Annotated in this window: 14 protein-coding genes; 11 read left to right on the forward strand and 3 right to left on the reverse strand. The window is 72.9% G+C overall.

Going from position 1 to position 17168, the window contains the following annotated elements:
* Window positions 1–22: 22 nt before the first annotated feature.
* The 4 genes from ACQEVM_RS04890 (at window position 23) to ACQEVM_RS04905 (ending at window position 7077) form a co-directional block, all read left to right on the forward strand.
* A complete protein-coding gene (locus tag ACQEVM_RS04890; protein ID WP_433075338.1) occupies window positions 23–1669 on the forward strand; it encodes a serine/threonine-protein kinase in 1647 nt (548 codons plus the stop codon).
* A gap of 114 nt (window positions 1670–1783) precedes the next feature.
* Window positions 1784–3415, forward strand: coding sequence for a succinic semialdehyde dehydrogenase (locus tag ACQEVM_RS04895; RefSeq protein WP_433075341.1), 1632 nt, complete (start codon window positions 1784–1786; stop codon window positions 3413–3415).
* Window positions 3416–3440: 25 nt separating this feature from the next.
* Complete coding sequence (locus ACQEVM_RS04900) at window positions 3441–5222, forward strand: GMC oxidoreductase (RefSeq protein WP_433075344.1); 1782 nt, start codon at window positions 3441–3443, stop codon at window positions 5220–5222.
* Window positions 5223–5412: 190 nt separating this feature from the next.
* A complete protein-coding gene (locus ACQEVM_RS04905; RefSeq protein ID WP_433075347.1) occupies window positions 5413–7077 on the forward strand; it encodes a peptidase in 1665 nt (554 codons plus the stop codon).
* Window positions 7078–7382: 305 nt separating this feature from the next.
* Here the strand turns inward: ACQEVM_RS04905 and ACQEVM_RS04910 are convergent, their stop codons facing one another.
* Window positions 7383–7640: a chorismate mutase gene (locus tag ACQEVM_RS04910; protein WP_267796277.1), complete on the reverse strand. Its 258-nt coding sequence runs from the start codon at window positions 7638–7640 to the stop codon at window positions 7383–7385.
* 297 nt (window positions 7641–7937) lie between these two features.
* Between ACQEVM_RS04910 and guaA the strand changes: the two genes are divergently transcribed.
* From guaA to ACQEVM_RS04930, 4 genes are all read left to right on the forward strand, one after another.
* Entirely contained in the window at window positions 7938–9524 is a 1587-nt protein-coding gene (gene guaA / locus ACQEVM_RS04915; RefSeq protein WP_433075350.1) for a glutamine-hydrolyzing GMP synthase, read from the forward strand.
* Between the two features lie 133 nt (window positions 9525–9657).
* Entirely contained in the window at window positions 9658–10449 is a 792-nt protein-coding gene (locus ACQEVM_RS04920) for a class II aldolase/adducin family protein (protein ID WP_433075353.1), read from the forward strand.
* A 116-nt stretch (window positions 10450–10565) separates the two neighbouring features.
* Window positions 10566–11831 (forward strand): hypothetical protein, encoded by a 1266-nt coding sequence (locus tag ACQEVM_RS04925; RefSeq protein WP_433075356.1) that lies wholly within the window; start codon window positions 10566–10568, stop codon window positions 11829–11831.
* 24 nt (window positions 11832–11855) lie between these two features.
* Window positions 11856–12359: a DoxX family membrane protein gene (locus tag ACQEVM_RS04930; RefSeq protein ID WP_433075359.1), complete on the forward strand. Its 504-nt coding sequence runs from the start codon at window positions 11856–11858 to the stop codon at window positions 12357–12359.
* On the opposite strand, the gene ACQEVM_RS04935 is transcribed toward ACQEVM_RS04930, so the two are convergent.
* Together ACQEVM_RS04935 and ACQEVM_RS04940 are read right to left on the reverse strand one after the other, a co-directional pair.
* On the reverse strand, window positions 12305–12529 hold the full coding sequence (locus tag ACQEVM_RS04935; protein ID WP_433075362.1) for a hypothetical protein: 225 nt from the start codon (window positions 12527–12529) through the stop codon (window positions 12305–12307). The genes ACQEVM_RS04930 and ACQEVM_RS04935 overlap by 55 nt on opposite strands.
* Complete coding sequence (locus tag ACQEVM_RS04940; protein WP_433075365.1) at window positions 12516–13802, reverse strand: PspC domain-containing protein; 1287 nt, start codon at window positions 13800–13802, stop codon at window positions 12516–12518. Before ACQEVM_RS04940 ends, ACQEVM_RS04935 begins: the two co-directional genes overlap by 14 nt.
* A gap of 131 nt (window positions 13803–13933) precedes the next feature.
* Here ACQEVM_RS04940 and ACQEVM_RS04945 point away from each other — a divergent pair, with 131 nt between their 5' ends.
* From ACQEVM_RS04945 to ACQEVM_RS04955, 3 genes are all read left to right on the forward strand, one after another.
* A complete protein-coding gene (locus ACQEVM_RS04945; RefSeq protein WP_433075368.1) occupies window positions 13934–15241 on the forward strand; it encodes a PspC domain-containing protein in 1308 nt (435 codons plus the stop codon).
* Entirely contained in the window at window positions 15238–15957 is a 720-nt protein-coding gene (locus tag ACQEVM_RS04950; protein ID WP_433075371.1) for a LuxR C-terminal-related transcriptional regulator, read from the forward strand. The genes ACQEVM_RS04945 and ACQEVM_RS04950 overlap by 4 nt, the downstream gene beginning before the upstream one ends.
* A gap of 88 nt (window positions 15958–16045) precedes the next feature.
* Window positions 16046–17161 (forward strand): alpha/beta hydrolase, encoded by a 1116-nt coding sequence (locus ACQEVM_RS04955; RefSeq protein WP_433075374.1) that lies wholly within the window; start codon window positions 16046–16048, stop codon window positions 17159–17161.
* The last annotated feature ends 7 nt before the right edge of the window (window positions 17162–17168 follow it).

Raw genomic sequence — 17168 nt, forward strand, 5'->3', positions numbered from 1 at the left:
GTGCACAGAGCGGCGAGGTTTCGTGGAACAGCAGACAGGTGCGGGTGCAGTGCTCGCGAGCCGGTACAGGCTCGTCGAGCCCATCGGCCGCGGCGGCATGGGCAGGGTGTGGCGCGCGCATGATGAGTTGCTGCACAGGACCGTGGCGGTCAAGGAGCTGACGGCAGGTCTGTACGTCGCCCAGGCCGACCGGGAGGTCATGCATGCCCGGACGCAGAAGGAGGCCCGGGCCGCGGCCCGGATCCAGCATCCGGCGGTCGTGACCGTCCACGACGTGTTGGAGCACGACGACCGGCCGTGGATCGTCATGGAGTACATCGACGGGCCCTCCCTCGCCGAGGCGGCGAAGGCGGCGGGCCGCATCGAGCCCCGCGAGGCCGCCCGGATCGGGCTGCACGTGCTGGGCGCCCTGCGGGCCGCACACGCCGTCGGGGTGCTGCACCGCGACGTGAAGCCGGGCAACGTCCTGCTCGCCAAGGACGGACGGGTCCTGCTCACCGACTTCGGCATCGCAGCGATCGAGGGCGACTCGTCCATCACGCGCACGGGTGAACTCGTCGGCTCCATCGACTACCTGGCTCCCGAGCGGGTCACCGGCGGCGCCCCCGATCCGTCCTCGGACCTGTGGTCACTCGGTGCCACCCTCTACACCGCGGTCGAGGCCCGCTCGCCGTTCCGGCGCACCTCGCCCATCTCCAGTCTCCAGGCCGTCGTCAACGACGAGCCGCCCGCCCTGCGTCAGGCCGGGGCGCTCGGCCCCGTCATCACGGCGCTGCTCCGCAAGGACCCCGGGGAGCGGCCCTCGGCGTCGGAGGCCGAGCGGATGCTGATCGAGGCGATGGAGGGCCGGGAGCCGAAGTCGGCCCAGGCGTACGTCCCGACGCGTGCGATGAGCGCGGAGGAACGGTCTCCCGCCGCCCGGGAGGTCGGCGGGGGCGAGGAGTCGGCCCAGGAGCCCCCGACGCGGCCCCCGACGGGCGGCGAACCCGGTGGCACGACCGTGCTCGCCGAGCAGTCGTCCCCCGCCCCGGTCCCGTTCCCGGGCCGCCTCAAGCGGGCGGCGGCCGTGGCCCTGGTCGCGGCGCTGCTCGGCGGCGGCGGGGTCTTCGGGGTCCTCAAGTACACGGAGGGCAGGGCCGAGGGCGAGGACAAGAACGTCAGCGCCCCCGACCAGGGGCAGTCCGGTGACAAGCCGCAGGCGGCGGCCACCCCGCCCGCGGGCTGGAAGAAGGTCGTCGACCCGGCGGGCTTCACGCTCTTCGTCCCGGACGGCTGGGAGCGCCAGATGAACGGCACCCAGATCGACTACACCCCGGACAACGGCAACCACTTCGTGCGGATCGCCTTCGACCCGACCCCGGACTACGACAACCCGTACACGCATCTGCTGGACCTGGAGAAGCAGCTCAAGCAGCGGTCGGACTACAAGCGGCAGAAGCTGGAGCAGAACGGCTTCCGGGACACCGTCCGTGCCGCGATCTGGGAGTTCACCCTGACCGAGAAGGGCACGCACGCCGGTCCGCGCCGGGCCATCGAGCAGATGTACGTGGCTCCGGACGACACCGAGTACGCGGTCTACATGTCGAGCCCGGCCGCCGACTGGGCGAAGACCCGGCAGCAGTTCGACACGGTGCTCAGCGGCTGGCAGCCGCCGCCCAAGGAGGACTGACGGGGGTCCGGGGGCCGCTCGGCCGGGCATCCTGCCAGCGATCACTGGCGGAAATGCCAAAATCCGGTTACCCACGGGTACCCAAAGGCCCGCAGGCGGAATACGCTCACCGCCATGACGGACTCGCAGGCCCCCGCCGCCCCCCTCCGCGCCGCACCGCAGCCCACCAACCCGGTGGCCGCCGCCCCGGCCGGCGCCCGTACCGCCGCCGACGTGGTGACCCCCGACCTGGTCGCCCGGCTGACCCGCGGGGTGATCGGATCCGGTCGCACCGCCAACCACACCCCGTTCACCGGGGACAGACTGGCGGACCTGCCCGAGGCCGGTCCCGAGGACGTGGCCGAGGCCTTCGCCCTGGCCCGCGCCGCCCAGCCCGCCTGGGCCGCCGTCTCCGCACGCGGCCGGGCCGCCGTGCTGCTGCGCTTCCACGACCTGGTGCTGGCCCGGCAGGCCGAGGTGCTCGACCTGATCCAGCTGGAGACCGGCAAGGCCCGGCTGCACGCCCACGAGGAGGTGCAGGCCGTCGCGGTCGCCGCCCGCCACTACGGCCGCAAGGCCCCCTCGTACCTGCGTCCCAAGGGCCACACCGGCGCCATCCCCACCCTCACCAAGGTCACCGAGCTGCGCCAGCCGCGCGGGGTCGTCGGCCAGATCGCCCCCTGGAACTACCCCCTCGAACTGTCCGTCGGCGACGCGCTGCCCGCCTTCGTCGCCGGCAACGCCGTGGTCATGAAGCCCGACACGGAGACCGCGCTCACCGCCCTGTGGGCCCGCGACCTGCTGATCGAGGCCGGCCTGCCCGCCGAGGTCTTCCAGATCGTCCTCGGCGAGGGGCCCGTCGTCGGCCCCGAGGTGGTCCGGCACGCCGACTACGTCTCCTTCACCGGCTCCACCCGCACCGGCCGCGAGGTCGCCCGCGGCGCGGCCGACCGCCTCGTCGGCGTCACCCTCGAACTCGGCGGCAAGAACGCCATGCTCGTGCTCCGCGACGCCGACGTGGAGAAGGCCGCGGCGGGCGCCGTCCGCGCCTGCTTCTCCTCCGCGGGACAGCTGTGCATCTCCATCGAACGGCTCTACGTCCACGAGTCCATCGCGGACGCGTTCGTCGAGCGGTTCGCCGCCCGCACCAAGGCCATGCGGCTCGGCAACTCCCTCGCGTACGGCGCCGACATGGGCTCGCTCGTCGGCGAACGCCAGCTGGAGACCGTCCGACGGCACGTGGACGAGGCCGTCGCCAAGGGCGCCACCCTGGTCGCGGGCGGTGTCGCCCGCCCCGACATCGGCCCGCTGTTCTACGAGCCCACCATCCTCGACGGGGTCGAGACCCCGATGGCGGTCTGCGGCGAGGAGACCTTCGGCCCGGTCGTCTCGATCTACCGGTTCACCGACGAGGACGAGGCCGTCGCGCAGGCCAACGCCACCGCCTACGGACTCAACTCCAGCGTCTGGACGAAGGACGCGCGGCGCGGCCACGCCGTCGCCGCCCGCCTGCGCACCGGCACCGTCAACATCAACGAGGGCTACGCCCCCGCCTACGGCAGCGCCCAGGCGCCCATGGGCGGCATGAAGGACTCCGGCCTCGGCCGCCGGCACGGCTCCGAGGGCATCCTCAAGTACACCGAGGCGCAGACCGTCGCCCACCAGCGGCTGCTCCCGATGGCTCCCTCGCTGGGCATGGACGACGAGAAGTACGCGGCGTTCATGACCCGCAGCCTCAAGGTCATGAAGGCGCTCCGATTCCGTTAGGCACGACCGCCCGGGAGGCAACGCAGTGTCGTACGACTACGACGTGATCGTCATCGGATCGGGCTTCGGAGGGTCGGTCTCGGCGCTGCGGCTCACCGAGAAGGGCTACCGGGTCGGCGTCCTGGAGGCAGGGCGCCGCTTCACCCGCCAGAGCCTGCCGAAGAACAGCTGGGACCTGCGGAACTACCTGTGGGCCCCGGCGCTCGGGCTCTACGGCATCCAGCGGATCCACCTGCTCGGCAACGTGATGGTGCTCGCGGGCGCCGGCGTGGGCGGCGGTTCGCTGAACTACGCCAACACCCTCTACGTGCCGCCCGCCGCCTTCTTCGAGGACCGCCAGTGGGCCTCCATCACCGACTGGCGCGAGGAACTCGCCCCGTACTACGACCAGGCCAAGCGGATGTTGGGGGTCCGGCTCAACCCGACGACGACCCCCTCGGACGTCCACCTGAAGGCGGTCGCCGAACGCATGGGCGTCGCCGACTCCTTCCACATGGCCCCGGTCGGCGTCTTCTTCGGGGACGGCGAGGACGCCGAGGGCCGCCACCGGGCCAGGGCCGGCGAGGAGGTCGCCGACCCCTACTTCGGCGGCAAGGGCCCCGCCCGCAAGGCGTGCACCGAGTGCGGCGAGTGCATGACCGGCTGCCGGCACGGCGCGAAGAACACCCTGAACGAGAACTACCTGCACCTCGCCGAGCGCGCCGGCGCCGTCATCCACCCCATGACCACCGTCACCGCGATCTCCGAGCACCCCGACGGCGGCCACCGGGTCCGCACCGTCCCCACCGACCACCGCCGCCGCGGCAAGGCCAAGGTGCTGCGCGCCCGGTACGTGGTCGTCGCGGCCGGCACGTACGGCACCCAGACCCTGCTGCACACGATGAAGGACCGGGGCGAGCTGCCCCGGCTCTCGGACCGGCTCGGGGAACTGACCCGCACCAACTCCGAGGGCCTGGTCGGCGCCCAGACCGACGACCGGCGCTACCGCAGGCGGCACGGCGAGGGCCGCCGGGCCGACTTCACCCACGGGGTGGCCATCACCTCGTCCGTGCACCCCGACGCGAACACCCACATCGAGCCCGTCCGCTACGGCAAGGGCTCCAACGCCATGGGGTTCATGACCATCCTCCAGGTGCCGTACGCCAGGCACCGGGTCCGGGCCTGGTTCGCCCGGACCGCCAGGCATCCCGTGCAACTGGCGCGCTCGCTCTCCAACCGGCGCTGGTCCGAGCGGACGATCATCGGGCTCGTCATGCAGTCCCTGGACAACTCCCTCACCACGTACCGCAAGCCCGGCGGGATCGGAAAGGGCCTGCTGACCGCCCGGCAGGGCCACGGCGCCCCCAACCCGGTACAGATCGCGGAGGCCACCGAGGCCGCGACCCTGCTCGCCGAGGAGATCAACGGGTTCGCGGGCAGCAACGTCGGCGAGCTGATGGGCACCCCGCTGACCGCGCACTTCCTCGGCGGCTGCCCGATCGGCGAGAACCCGGCCGAGGGGGTCGTCGACCCGTACCACCGGCTGTACGGTCACCCCGGCATCTCGGTGGTCGACGGCTCGGCGGTGTCCGCCAACCTCGGGGTCAACCCGTCGCTGACGATCACGGCGCAGGCCGAGCGGGCCATGTCGTACTGGCCGAACAACGGCGAGGAGGACCCGCGTCCCGCCCAGGGCGCCGGATACGTCCGCCTCTCGGCCGTGGAACCGGTCCGGCCGGCCGTCCCGAAGGACGCCTTCGGCGCGCTGCGACTGCCGTTCCTCGCCGTCCCCGAAATACCTCCGAGGCAACCGGAACCGGAGCACTGAGGCCGGATCCCGGCCCGGGTACGGCATCGGCGGACACCGCGCTCCCCCTCCGAGCGCGGTGTCCGCCGATGTACATGAGTGACCGGTGGTCGCCCCGGAAGGTTGTAGCGGAATCGGTCCGACAGGGCTGTGGTGTCCATCACATGGTCAACGAGGCAACCGCCCCGCACCCCGGACGGTCAACGGGGGCATGAGAAAGCGCATCTCCCTCCTGGCCGCCTGCGGCCTGGTGGCCGTGGGCCTGGCCACCACCCCCGCGCACGCCGCGGACCCCGCCTTCCCGGTGAGCGGCCCCACCGCCCTCGCGCTCCCGGTGCCCCCGGCGACCGGCAGCCCGAGGGAAGAGTCGCTCGTCTTCACCCTCGACGTCCCCCGGACCGGCGCCGGTTTCGGCGGGGAGGCCGTCCTCACCGTCGACCTGACCAAGGTCGCCGGCATCGCGACCGTCCGGGAGAACGCGCGCGGCGCCAAGGAGCAGTGCGCGACGAGCGCCACCGCCCTGGTCTGCACCGTGCGCGGCACCCTCCCGCGCGTCGAACTCTCCGTGGCCGCCGCCAAGAACGCCAAGAACGGCGACACCGGCGAGATCACGGTGACGGGGAAGACGGACGGGGCCACCGTCACCCCGACCACCACGAAGCTCACCGTCGGCGGACCGGACCTCGTCATGCGGGAGATGGCGCTCAAGGGCGACCCGCGGCCCGGCGAGAGCCAGCCGCTGCCGCTCGTGTTCACGAACGCGGGCACCCAGTCGGCCAGGGGCGTGGTGCTGGAGCTGGAGACCACGCGCGGCATGAGCGTCGTGGAGGCGTACGACAACTGCCGCACCCGCACCGTCGCGGACGTCACCACGGCCCTGTGCTCGGTCGACGGGGACTTCGAGCCCGGCGAGACCTACGAACTCGCCGGGGACAGCCCGCTGCACGTCAAGGCCAACCCGAACGCCTACAGCGACCGGCTCGGCTACGGCATCCACCCGGCCGGCGACGAGCCGAAGGCCGCGCAGTGGGACGGCAAGGCCGCCACGGGCAAGCGCCTGGGCGCCGCCAAGCGGGCCACGAAGGCCGCCGCGAGCGCGCGCGCCGTCGACCTGAACCCGGGCGACAACCGGCGCACGTTCGACTTCCACGTCCGCAACACGGCCGACTTCAGCACGGCGGCCGTGACCCTCGAAGGCGACTCGGGCGACACCCTGACGACCGCGTTCGCCTTCGAGAACAAGGGCCCGGCCTGGATCCGCAGTGCCCGCGCCGGCGACTCGGCGGCCCGCACCGTCATCGTGATGCCCGACGGCGTACGGGTCGTCCGCAAGCCCGACGGCTGCACCGCCACCACCGCCACCGGCGGCGAACGCACCGAGCAGCTCGGCGCGCCCCGCTACGTGTGCGCGCTCGGCGACACGGTCCGCGAGGACCAGCGGGCGGTCTACCCGTTCGACCTCAAGGTGGAGAAGACCCTGGTGAACGCCAAGGGCTCCGTCACCGTCGGCGACTGGAGCGCGACCGCCCCGCGACCGCACTCCTTCGACCCGAACCCCGCCAACAACACGGCCGTCCTCGTGGTGAACGCCCAGGACGACGGCACCGGCCCGCGCCCGACCCCGCGCCCCTCCACGAGCGCCGGCACCCCCTCGCCGGGCGCCTCCGCGACCCCGACGGCGACCGTGTCGGCCACGGCCGCCGGCGCCAAGGGCGCGGGCACCGGCTCGGGTACGGGCACCACCGCCCACGGGAGCGGCGGCCTCGCCTCCACCGGCGTCACCGCCGGCCCGATCGCGCTCGGCGCCGCAGCCCTGATCGCCGCGGGCGGCGCGCTGTACGTGGCGGTCCGCCGCCGGGGTCCCGCGCGCACGTAGGTCCCGGCCGCCTTCTCGGGGACACGGCACAACGGCCGGCCCGGGGCGTCCCCCGGGCCGGCCGTCTTCTCACGTGGTGACCGGACCGCTGTCCCCTGCCGTCCGGTCACGTGAAGGAGCGAGGTCCCACGACGCACGACCGTCGGGCCGTACGTCTCATCGCTCCGGCAGAGCCACGCGTGGTGGTGCGGACCCGCACCTGGCCGGCGCGGACACCCCCTCAACGAAGACCGCTCGGGCCGGTCACGGTCCGGACGAGTGACGAACACCCGCCCGCGACCGGGCCCGCACGCCCCGCGCCCGCCTCAGACGCGGCCCCGGCACAGCTCCAGCAGGGTCATGGCGAGCTGGGTGCCCGGCTTGCCGAGGGCGTCGCTCCAGTGCGAGAGCACCTCCATCTCGCGTGACAGGTGCACCCGACGGCCGCCCGAGCCGATCCGGGCCTCCTGGATCACCGTCGAGACGGCCATCCGTTCCTGGATCAGGCCGATGATCCGGTCGTCGATGGCGTCGATCCGCTCGCGGGAGTCGGTGATGAGCTGCTCGGGGGTGGTGACGGACATCAGGTTCTCCTGTGGGTGTTGGGGCCCGACAGGGAGCGGGAACGCCAGAGCGCCCCGGTCCTGTCGGACCGGGGCGCTCTGGGAAGTCAGCGGCTCAAGCGAGCATCACGATGACCCATGGCGACCGGACCGACCGGTGCCATAGGTAAAGAGGAAGCTCAGCTGCTCGCGCATGGAACGGATTATGACCTTCCACCCCGCTCCCGACCAAACGGGTTCGGATGGTGAGACGAAACGGCCCACCCGTCCCCCGTTAGAATCGACAAAACACACCCTCTTCCGCCGGAAGGCCTGCCCGTGCCTGAAGCACACACCGCCGCCCACGACAGCGCCCCGGACACGGTTCTCGTCGTCGACTTCGGTGCCCAGTACGCCCAGCTCATCGCCCGCCGCGTCCGCGAGGCCCGGGTCTACAGCGAGATCGTGCCCGGCACGATGCCCGTGGCCGAGATGCTCGCCAAGAACCCCAAGGCGATCATCCTGTCCGGAGGCCCGTCCTCGGTGTACGAAGAGGGCGCACCCACCATCGACCGCGCCCTGTTCGAGGCCGGCGTCCCCGTCTTCGGCATGTGCTACGGCTTCCAGCTGATGGCGGTCACCCTCGGCGGTCAGGTCGACAACACCGGCGCCCGCGAGTACGGCCGCACCCCGCTGGCCGTCTCCAAGTCGGGATCCACCCTCTTCGAGGGCACCCCCGACAACCAGTCGGTGTGGATGTCCCACGGCGACGCCTGCTCCGCCGCCCCCGAGGGCTTCACCGTCACCGCCTCGACGAACGTCGTCCCGGTCGCGGCCTTCGAGAACGACGAGAAGAAGCTGTACGGGGTCCAGTACCACCCCGAGGTCATGCACTCCACGCACGGCCAGCAGATCCTGGAGCACTTCCTCTACCGCGGCGCCGGCCTGGCCCCCACCTGGACCACCGGCAACATCGTCGAGGAGCAGGTCGCGGCCATCCGCGAGCAGGTCGGCGACAAGCGCGCCATCTGCGGCCTCTCCGGCGGCGTGGACTCCGCCGTGGCGGCGGCGCTCGTACAGAAGGCCATCGGCTCGCAGCTCACCTGCGTCTACGTCGACCACGGTCTGATGCGCAAGGGCGAGACCGAGCAGGTCGAGAAGGACTTCGTCGCGGCCACCGGCGTCCAGCTGAAGGTCGTCGACGCCCAGGAGCGCTTCCTGAACGCGCTGGCCGGCGTCTCCGACCCGGAGACCAAGCGGAAGATCATCGGCCGCGAGTTCATCCGCGTCTTCGAGCAGGCCCAGGCCGAGATCATCGCCGAGGGTGGCGCGGACGTGGCCTTCCTGGTCCAGGGCACCCTGTACCCGGACGTCGTCGAGTCCGGCGGCGGCAGCGGCACCGCGAACATCAAGTCCCACCACAACGTCGGCGGCCTCCCCGACGACATCGAGTTCGAACTCGTCGAGCCGCTGCGCCAGCTGTTCAAGGACGAGGTCCGCATGGTCGGCCAGGAGCTGGGCCTGCCGGACGAGATCGTCCAGCGCCAGCCCTTCCCCGGCCCCGGCCTCGGCATCCGCATCGTCGGCGAGGTCACCAAGGAGCGGCTCGACCTGCTCCGCGAGGCCGACGCCATCGCCCGCCACGAGCTGACCGCCGCCGGCCTCGACCGGGAGATCTGGCAGTGCCCGGTCGTCCTGCTCGCGGACGTCCGCAGCGTCGGCGTCCAGGGCGACGGCCGCACCTACGGCCACCCGATCGTGCTGCGCCCCGTCTCCTCCGAGGACGCGATGACCGCCGACTGGACGCGCATGCCGTACGAGGTCCTCGCCCGGATCTCCACCCGCATCACCAACGAGGTACCGGACGTGAACCGCGTGGTCCTGGACTGCACGAGCAAGCCCCCGGGCACCATCGAGTGGGAGTAGTCCCCACCCGGCCCCGCCGGACCTGACGAAGCCGCCGTTCCCCTCGGGGAGCGGCGGCTTCGGCGTTCCCCTGGCCAGTTCAGGAGGGTGCCGGTACCTTGCGCCGCGAGTCGACGCCGACCGAGGAGTGGCCATGCCGGACCAGCAGCCCGCCCTGGAACCCGTCCCCGCCGACCGGTTGCGCTTCGAGCTGCCGCCCCGGCACCCGGACCCGGCCGACGAGCGCGCCCACCGCAAGGAACGGCTCGCCGGGGCGCTGCGCCTGTTCGGGCGGCTCGGGTACGAGGACGGGGTCGGCGGGCACGTCACCGCGCGGGACCCCGAGTTCGAGGACCGCTACTGGGTGAACCCCTTCGGTCGGGCCTTCGCCCACCTGGGCGCCGACGACCTGCTGCTGGTCGACGCGGACGGCCGGGTGCTGGTGGGGGAGCGGCGGGTCAACCAGCTGGCGTTCGCCGTGCACGCGGCCGTGCACCGGGCCCGGCCCGAGGTGGTGGCGGTGGTGCGCACGCAGGCCCCGTACGGCAGGGCGCTGGCCGCCCTCGGCGAGCTGCTGGCCCCCGTGACCCGGGAGGCCTGCGCCTTCTACGAGGACCACGCGCTCCTCGACGAGTACGCCGGGGACGCTGACGGCGAGCGGATCGGCCGCGCGCTCGGCCCCTACAAGGCGCTGATCCTGCGCAACCAGGGGCTGTTGACGGTCGGCGACTCCGTGGACGCGGCGGCCTGGTGGTTCATCGCGGCGGAGCGGGCCGCGCAGGTGCAGCTGATCGCCCGGGCGGCCGGGAAGCCGGTGCCCGTCGACCACCGCGCCGCGGTCGCCACCAGGGAGCGGTTCGGGACGGACCTCGCGGCCTGGGTGAACTACCAGCCGCTCTGGCAGACCGTCGCACCGTGGGCCCGTTCCGCGCCGCCGGAAGGCTGACGTCAACATCATGAACGGTTAATCACCTGCTCTGACATCGTGCGCAATCCGGAGCACTTCCGCAGTGGTGCACAATTCGCTGGCATTGCACCGGAGTTCAGAGAGGCGGCACGCACGTGGCTGTCCAAGAGATCCCCAGAAGTACCCACGCCGGCACCTGCACCTGCGACGACTGCCCCCACGGAGCCCGGGAGGGACACCGCCGGGCGGTGGCCGCCTTCCTGGAGAAGCGCGAGGAGTTCGCCGCCGGCCAGGGCCTGCCCGCCGCCCTGTCCCGATCCGCCGGCGCCTCCCGCCAGTGGGTCTCCGACGAGCTGACCCTGTCCGCCCGCACGGTCGCCGACCGGGGCCGCGAGGCCGGGCACTCCTGGCTGTACCTGCTGTCCCGGCGGGCCGTCCTCGCCCTGTGGATCGCCGCCGGGGTGCTGTTGCTGGTCCAGGTCGGCACCGCGCTGGGCGCCGGCTGGTCGTCGGCGCGCACCGCCGGACTGCTGGCCGCGCTGGTGCTGGTGGCGCTGCTCACCGTCGGGTCCCGCGCCCAGTCGCTGCGCGGCGGACTGCTGGCCCCGCTGGTCGGCGAGGACAACCGGCTGTCCACCTCCAAGGCCGTGCCGAGCGCCTGGCTGGTCCTGATCGCCTTCTCCTTCCTGCTGCCCGCGCTGCGGCTCGCCGTCTCCTCGCCGGGGCCCGAACGCGACGCCCTGTACGCGGGGCTGGCGCTCGGGAGGGCGCTGCCGTTGCTGGCGGTGCTCGCGCTGACGTCGGGGGTGGCGGTGCTGGTACGCCGGGTGGTCTCCGTACGGATCATGGGGCAGCGGCTCCAGAAGCTGCCCGCCGACCGGCCCTCGGGCGCCGACCTGCTGACGGACGACGCGGGACGGGGGAGTTTCGCGGACGCCCAGTACGTGCTGGTCTCCACGGTGGTGCTGGCCTTCGCGGCGGTGTCGCTGGCCCGGTTCCCCGACCGGCTGCCCCGACTGCCGTGGGCGCCGGCCCTGCTGGTGGCCCTGTCGGCCGCCGTGTACCTCGCGGCGAAGTACGCGGAGGGCAGCCGCCCGTTGGTGCTGTCGGTGGTGCGCAGACGGGAGCCCGGGGACCTGGACTCGGCCGTCCGCCCCGGGGACGACATCGAGATCCGCGGCGTCGGCTTCGTGCCGCCCGGCGCGCAGACGCCGGAGATGCTGGCCCGGTTGGTGGTGCGGATCGGAACGGTCCACGTGCACGTGCCGTTGGTGCCGGTGGCCGGCGGATTCACCAACCCCTCCGACGCGGTGCTGACCGTGCCGGTGCCGGCGGAGGTGGAACCGGGGCGCGTCGACGTCCAGGTGGTGACCGCCGCCGGAGTGGAGTCCAACCGCTGCGGCATCGACGTGGCGGAGTGAACGGCGACGGGGTAGACATGGGGCGTGACCCGAACTGACGCCCCCTCCGGTGCCGCCCCCGGACTGCGGGAACACGCCGCCCGGCACGCCCTCCTCCCCCTGCGGATCTTCCTCGGCGTGACCTTCGTGTACGCGGGTCTGGACAAGCTGACCGACTCCGCGTTCCTCTCCGCCGGCGGCGACGGCTCCATCGGCGAACTCATGCGCGGGGTCCGCGACACCTCCGCGATCCCCGCCCTGGTGGACCTGGCGCTCAAGGCGCCCGTCGGCTTCGCCGTCACCCTGGCCGTCGGCGAGCTCCTGGTGGGCCTCGGGCTCCTGGCCGGACTGCTGACCCGGATCGCCGCCCTGGGCGGTGCGCTGATCGCGCTCAGCCTGTGGCTCACGGTCTCCTGGGCGGTCACCCCGTACTACTACGGCAACGACCTGATCTACCTGATGGCCTGTACCCCGCTGATCCTCGCGGGGGCGCCCTACCTGTCGCTGGACTCCGTGATCCGCTCGCGCCGGTCCCGACGCACCGCGTAGGTCACCACCCCGACGACGGCCGCGAGCGCGAGGCCGCCCGCGGCCATCGGGACCACGGCGAGCCAGGGCAGGTCCACCTCGCCGGCCGCGTCCAGCAGGCGGAGCGTGCCCGCGGTGAGCAGGACCAGCCCCGCGATCAGCCGTCCCGGCTGGAACTCATGACGCCGCACGGGCCACCTCCACCTGTCCCACACCCGCTTCGAGATGCAGCTCGATCATTCCGCCGGCCTCGGTGCCGGCGGCGGGGGGCAACGTCTGCGTCCGGTGCTCGCCGCCGGTCTTGACGCGCACCTGTCCGCCCCTCTCGCCGGGCAGCCGCAGGTCGCCCAAGCGGATCGTCAGGTCCGACCGCGCCGTGACCTCACGGGGCACGACCACCTTCAGTCGGCCCGCGTCGATGGACGCCCGGACGGACAGCGTGGTGCCCTTCGGCACGTCCAGCCGACTCAGGTCCAGGGTCGCCAGGCCGGTGCCCGCCTCGTACGAGGGTCGTACGTCGGCCACCGCGGCGGGCCGCCACGAGACGTCCCGCCAGTCCGTGCCGATCTCCTTCGGCAGCGCGCCCGCCCCCGCCAACAGCCCGGCGGTGATCAGCGACAGCAGGACGGTGCCGAAGCCGGTGCGGCCCTTGACCGAACTGACGGCCAGCCCCAGCCCGAAGACGGCCAGCGCGGCGGCCAGCCCGACCGTGAGGGCGTGCGAGAGGGTGCTGCCCTCCCACACCGAGGCGGTGGCGACGGCCCCGCCGAGCAGCGCCAGCACGAAGACCCGTCCGCCGATGCCACCGCGCCCGACCGCCCGGGAAACCGGTGCGGCGGGCTTCGGCGTCCGGCCCGCGGGGGAGTCCACGTCCGCCGGACCCCACAGGTACCCGGCGGCTCCCACCGGACCGGTCGTGCCGTCCTTGACCAGCGGGTCCCGCCACCAGGAGGGGCTGCCGGGCGCCGGCGGCGCCTGCGTCTCCGGCGGCGGCACCGCCCGGGACGCGGGCGGGATCTGCGCCTCCGGCGCGCCTCCGGCCCGCCGCCGGGACCAGTACGAGGCCCCGCCGAGCGCCAGGATCACCAGGATTGAGAACACCCCGAGCCCGCCGTTGTCCACCATCGTCAGGAACAGCGCGCAGCCCACCAGCGCCGCGAACAACGCCGCCAGGGTCGCCCCCTCCACCCGGCCCGTCAGCAGCTTCTTCGCCTCGGACTCCTCGTCGCCGTCCTGGGGGAGCAGCAGCCAGGCGAACCCGTAGAAGATCAGGCCGACACCACCGGTGACGGCGAGGACGGCCAGCACGATCCGGAACACCACCGGATCCAGGTCGAAGTACCGGCCGAGGCCCGCGCACACGCCGGCGAGCACCTTGTCGCGCCTGCCGCGGCGCAGGGGAGGATGTTCGGGAGGGGCAGGAGCCCCGGAATCCGCCGGCGGGGCCTCGTGTGCTTCGGTCATGGGTCCATGGTGACGGGCCGTCGGCCCCCGGGGCATCCGGCCCGACCCTGGGACAACCCTGATATCCCCCCGATCGAAGTGGGGGGCTGCCCTGATGCCCCGCGCCCGCCGGCCGTGTGACCATCAGTGCCATGCCCGCAGCAGCAGCCGCCCCCCGCATCCCGCACGTACAGGAGCCCCCGTCGGGCTCCGAGGCACCGCACCGCAAGCTCTACCGCAGCGCCGACGGCCGGATGCTCGGCGGGGTCGCGCGCGGGCTCGCCGGGCACCTCGGGCTGCCCGTCGTCTGGGTCCGCCTCGCGTTCCTCGGCCTGTTCATGTGGGGGGACGGCCTCGGGATCCTGCTGTACGCCGCGTTCTGGGTCTTCGTACCGCTCGGCATCGGCGGACGCACCGGACACCGCTCCTACTTCGAGACCCTCCCCGACGGCAGCCGGCGCCTGCGCAAACCCGACAAGGGGCAGATCACCGCGCTGATCGCACTGTGCGTGGGCGCCGGCATCTTCTTCTCCCAGCTGCGGGTCGGCGGCACCAACGGCCGCTACATCTGGCCCACGCTGCTCGTCGGCGCCGGCGTGGTGCTGGTCTGGCGGCAGGCCGACAACGCCCGCCGCGCCCACTGGAGCGCCGCCGCCGGCCGGCACGGCCGGCTCCTCCAGGCCGCCAGGGCGCTCGCCGGGGTGGCCCTGGTCTGCGTGGGCCTGACCGTGTTCATCGTCGTACGGGGCTCCGCCGCCCAACTGGGCAACGTCCTCACCGCCACCCTCGCCGTCCTCGTCGGCGTCGCCCTGCTCGCCGGCCCGTGGCTGATACGGATGACCCAGGACCTCTCCGAGGAACGCCTGATGCGCATCCGCGCCCAGGAACGCGCCGAGGTCGCCGCCCACGTCCACGACTCGGTGCTGCACACCCTCACCCTGATCCAACGCAACGCCGAGGACGTCGGCGAGGTCCGCCGCCTCGCCCGCGCCCAGGAACGCGAGCTGCGGAACTGGCTCTACAAGCCCGAGGGCACCGGCAAGGACGAGGCCGAGGAACCCACCACGCTCGCCGACGCCGTGAAGCGGACCGCCGCCGAGGTCGAGGACCACCACGGCGTCCCCATCGAGGTCGTCGTCGTCGGCGACTGCCCGCTCGACGAGAAGCTGGCCGCCCAGATCCAGGCCGCACGCGAGGCAATGGTCAACGCCGCCAAGTACGGTGGCGAGGGCGGACCCGTACAGGTGTACGCGGAGGTCGAGGGCCGCACCGTGTTCGTGTCCGTACGGGACCGCGGACCCGGATTCGACATCGACGCGGTACCGGACGACCGGATGGGCGTACGAGAATCGATCATCGGCCGGATGCAGCGCAACGGCGGGACCGCGCGGCTGCGGTCCGCGCCCGACGGCGGCACGGAAGTCGAGCTGGAGATGGAGAGGGCGGCGAACGCAGCATGACCGAGGACAACGCGAACACCGGCGCGCCGACCGGGGGAGCCCCCGACGCCGACCCGGGGAGGGTCCGGGTGGTGCTCGTCGACGACCACCGGATGTTCCGCACCGGCGTACAGGCCGAGATCGGCGAGACCGCGCGGACCGGCGTCGAGGTCGTCGGCGAGGCCGCGGACGTGGACCAGGCCGTCACCGTCATCACCGCCACCCGCCCCGAGGTGGTGCTCCTCGACGTGCACCTGCCCGGCGGCGGCGGGGTCGAGGTGCTGCGGCGCTGCGCCCCCCTGATGTCGGCCGCCGTGAACCCGGTGCGGTTCCTGGCCCTGTCGGTGTCGGACGCCGCCGAGGACGTCATCGGGGTCATCCGCGGCGGCGCGCGCGGCTACGTCACCAAGACCATCACCGGCGCCGACCTGGTGAACTCGATCTTCCGGGTGCAGGACGGGGACGCGGTGTTCTCCCCCCGGCTGGCCGGTTTCGTCCTCGACGCCTTCGCCTCCACCGACGCACCGCCCGTGGACGAGGACCTCGACCGACTGACCCAGCGCGAGCGCGAGGTGCTGCGGCTGATCGCGCGCGGCTACGCGTACAAGGAGATCGCCAAGCAGCTGTTCATCTCGGTCAAGACGGTCGAGTCGCACGTGTCGGCGGTGCTCAGGAAGCTCCAGCTCTCCAACCGGCACGAGCTGACCCGCTGGGCCACGGCCCGCCGCCTGGTGTGACCCGGAGGGGGTCGCGGGCCACGGCCCTGTGATCCACGCCGCACCGGCCGAGGGAACCGGGACGGGTTCCCGGGGCCTCTTCGCCGGCGTGACGAGCCTGACCGGGACCCCCCTCTTCCTGACGGCGATCGCCCTCGTGGTGATCGCCGCCCTCCTGCCCCTGCTGCTGTGGGGCAAGGCGCGCGGACCCGCCGTCGTGCGCGTCGCCACCCGCGGCCTGATGGTGGTCTTCGCGCAGGTCACCGCCATCGCGCTGGTGTTCGTCGCGGTCAACCGCGAGCAGAACTTCTACGCCTCCTGGGGAGACCTGCTCGGCACCGGGAAGTACGTCACGGCCGCCCCCGACCTCGGCCCGGACGGGCTCGGGGGCGCGAAGGCCGCCGAGGTGGCCCGCGAGCCCAAGGTCCGCCAGGAGTTCCGGCCCGTCGAGGGCGTCGGCGGCGGCGTCCGCACGACCGAACTCGACGGGAAGATCTCCGGGGTCAAGGGCGACGTCATGGTGTGGCTGCCGCCGCAGTACGACGACCCCGCCCACAAGGACCGGAAGTTCCCCGTCGTCGAACTGATCCCCGGCATCCCGGGCACGGGCAAGTCCTGGTTCCAGGGCCTCAAGGCGCACGAGGTGCTGGAGCCGCTGATGAGGAACGGCACGGTGCAGCCGTTCATCCTGGTCTCGCCCCGCGCCATGCTGCTCGGCAACGGCGACACCGGCTGCGCCAACATCCCCGGCAAGGTCAACGCCGACAGCTGGTTCAGCGTCGACGTCCGCAAGATGGTCGTCGACAACTTCCGGGCCTCGGACGAGGCCCGGAACTGGGGTGTGGCCGGCTACTCGGCCGGCGCGTACTGCGCCGCCAAGCTGGCGATCCTGCACCCCGACCGCTACAGCGCCGCCGTCTCCCTGTCCGGCTACAACGACCCGGGCCAGGAGCCCAGTTCGCTGGTGGCCAAGGACCCCGAGCTGCGCCGCACGCACAACCTGAAGGAGCTGCTCAAGGGCCGGCCCGCGCCGCCGGCGGTCGCGCTGTGGATGTCGGGCGCCGAGCACGACGGCTACCTGTCCGGGATGGACCTCAAGGCCCTCGCGAAGAACCCGACGACGGTGCACGCGGAGAGGATCACCGGCGGCCACAACCTGGAAGCCTGGTCCAGGCAGCTGCCGCAGACCTTCGGCTGGCTCAGCCGGCAGGTCAAGGCGCCGTAGGGGAGCG

It is taken from the genome of Streptomyces sp. CA-243310 (assembly GCF_050936775.1).
Classification (GTDB): domain Bacteria; phylum Actinomycetota; class Actinomycetes; order Streptomycetales; family Streptomycetaceae; genus Streptomyces.

Coding starts and splice junctions, on each gene's coding strand:
- ACQEVM_RS04905 (WP_433075347.1), top strand. CDS start 5,413: ATGAGAAAGCGCATCTCCCTCCTGGCCGCCTGCGGCCTGGTGGCCGTG.
- ACQEVM_RS04895 (WP_433075341.1), top strand. CDS start 1,784: ATGACGGACTCGCAGGCCCCCGCCGCCCCCCTCCGCGCCGCACCGCAG.
- ACQEVM_RS04950 (WP_433075371.1), top strand. CDS start 15,238: ATGACCGAGGACAACGCGAACACCGGCGCGCCGACCGGGGGAGCCCCC.
- ACQEVM_RS04945 (WP_433075368.1), top strand. CDS start 13,934: ATGCCCGCAGCAGCAGCCGCCCCCCGCATCCCGCACGTACAGGAGCCC.
- ACQEVM_RS04940 (WP_433075365.1), bottom strand. CDS start 13,802: ATGACCGAAGCACACGAGGCCCCGCCGGCGGATTCCGGGGCTCCTGCC.
- ACQEVM_RS04920 (WP_433075353.1), top strand. CDS start 9,658: ATGCCGGACCAGCAGCCCGCCCTGGAACCCGTCCCCGCCGACCGGTTG.
- ACQEVM_RS04910 (WP_267796277.1), bottom strand. CDS start 7,640: ATGTCCGTCACCACCCCCGAGCAGCTCATCACCGACTCCCGCGAGCGG.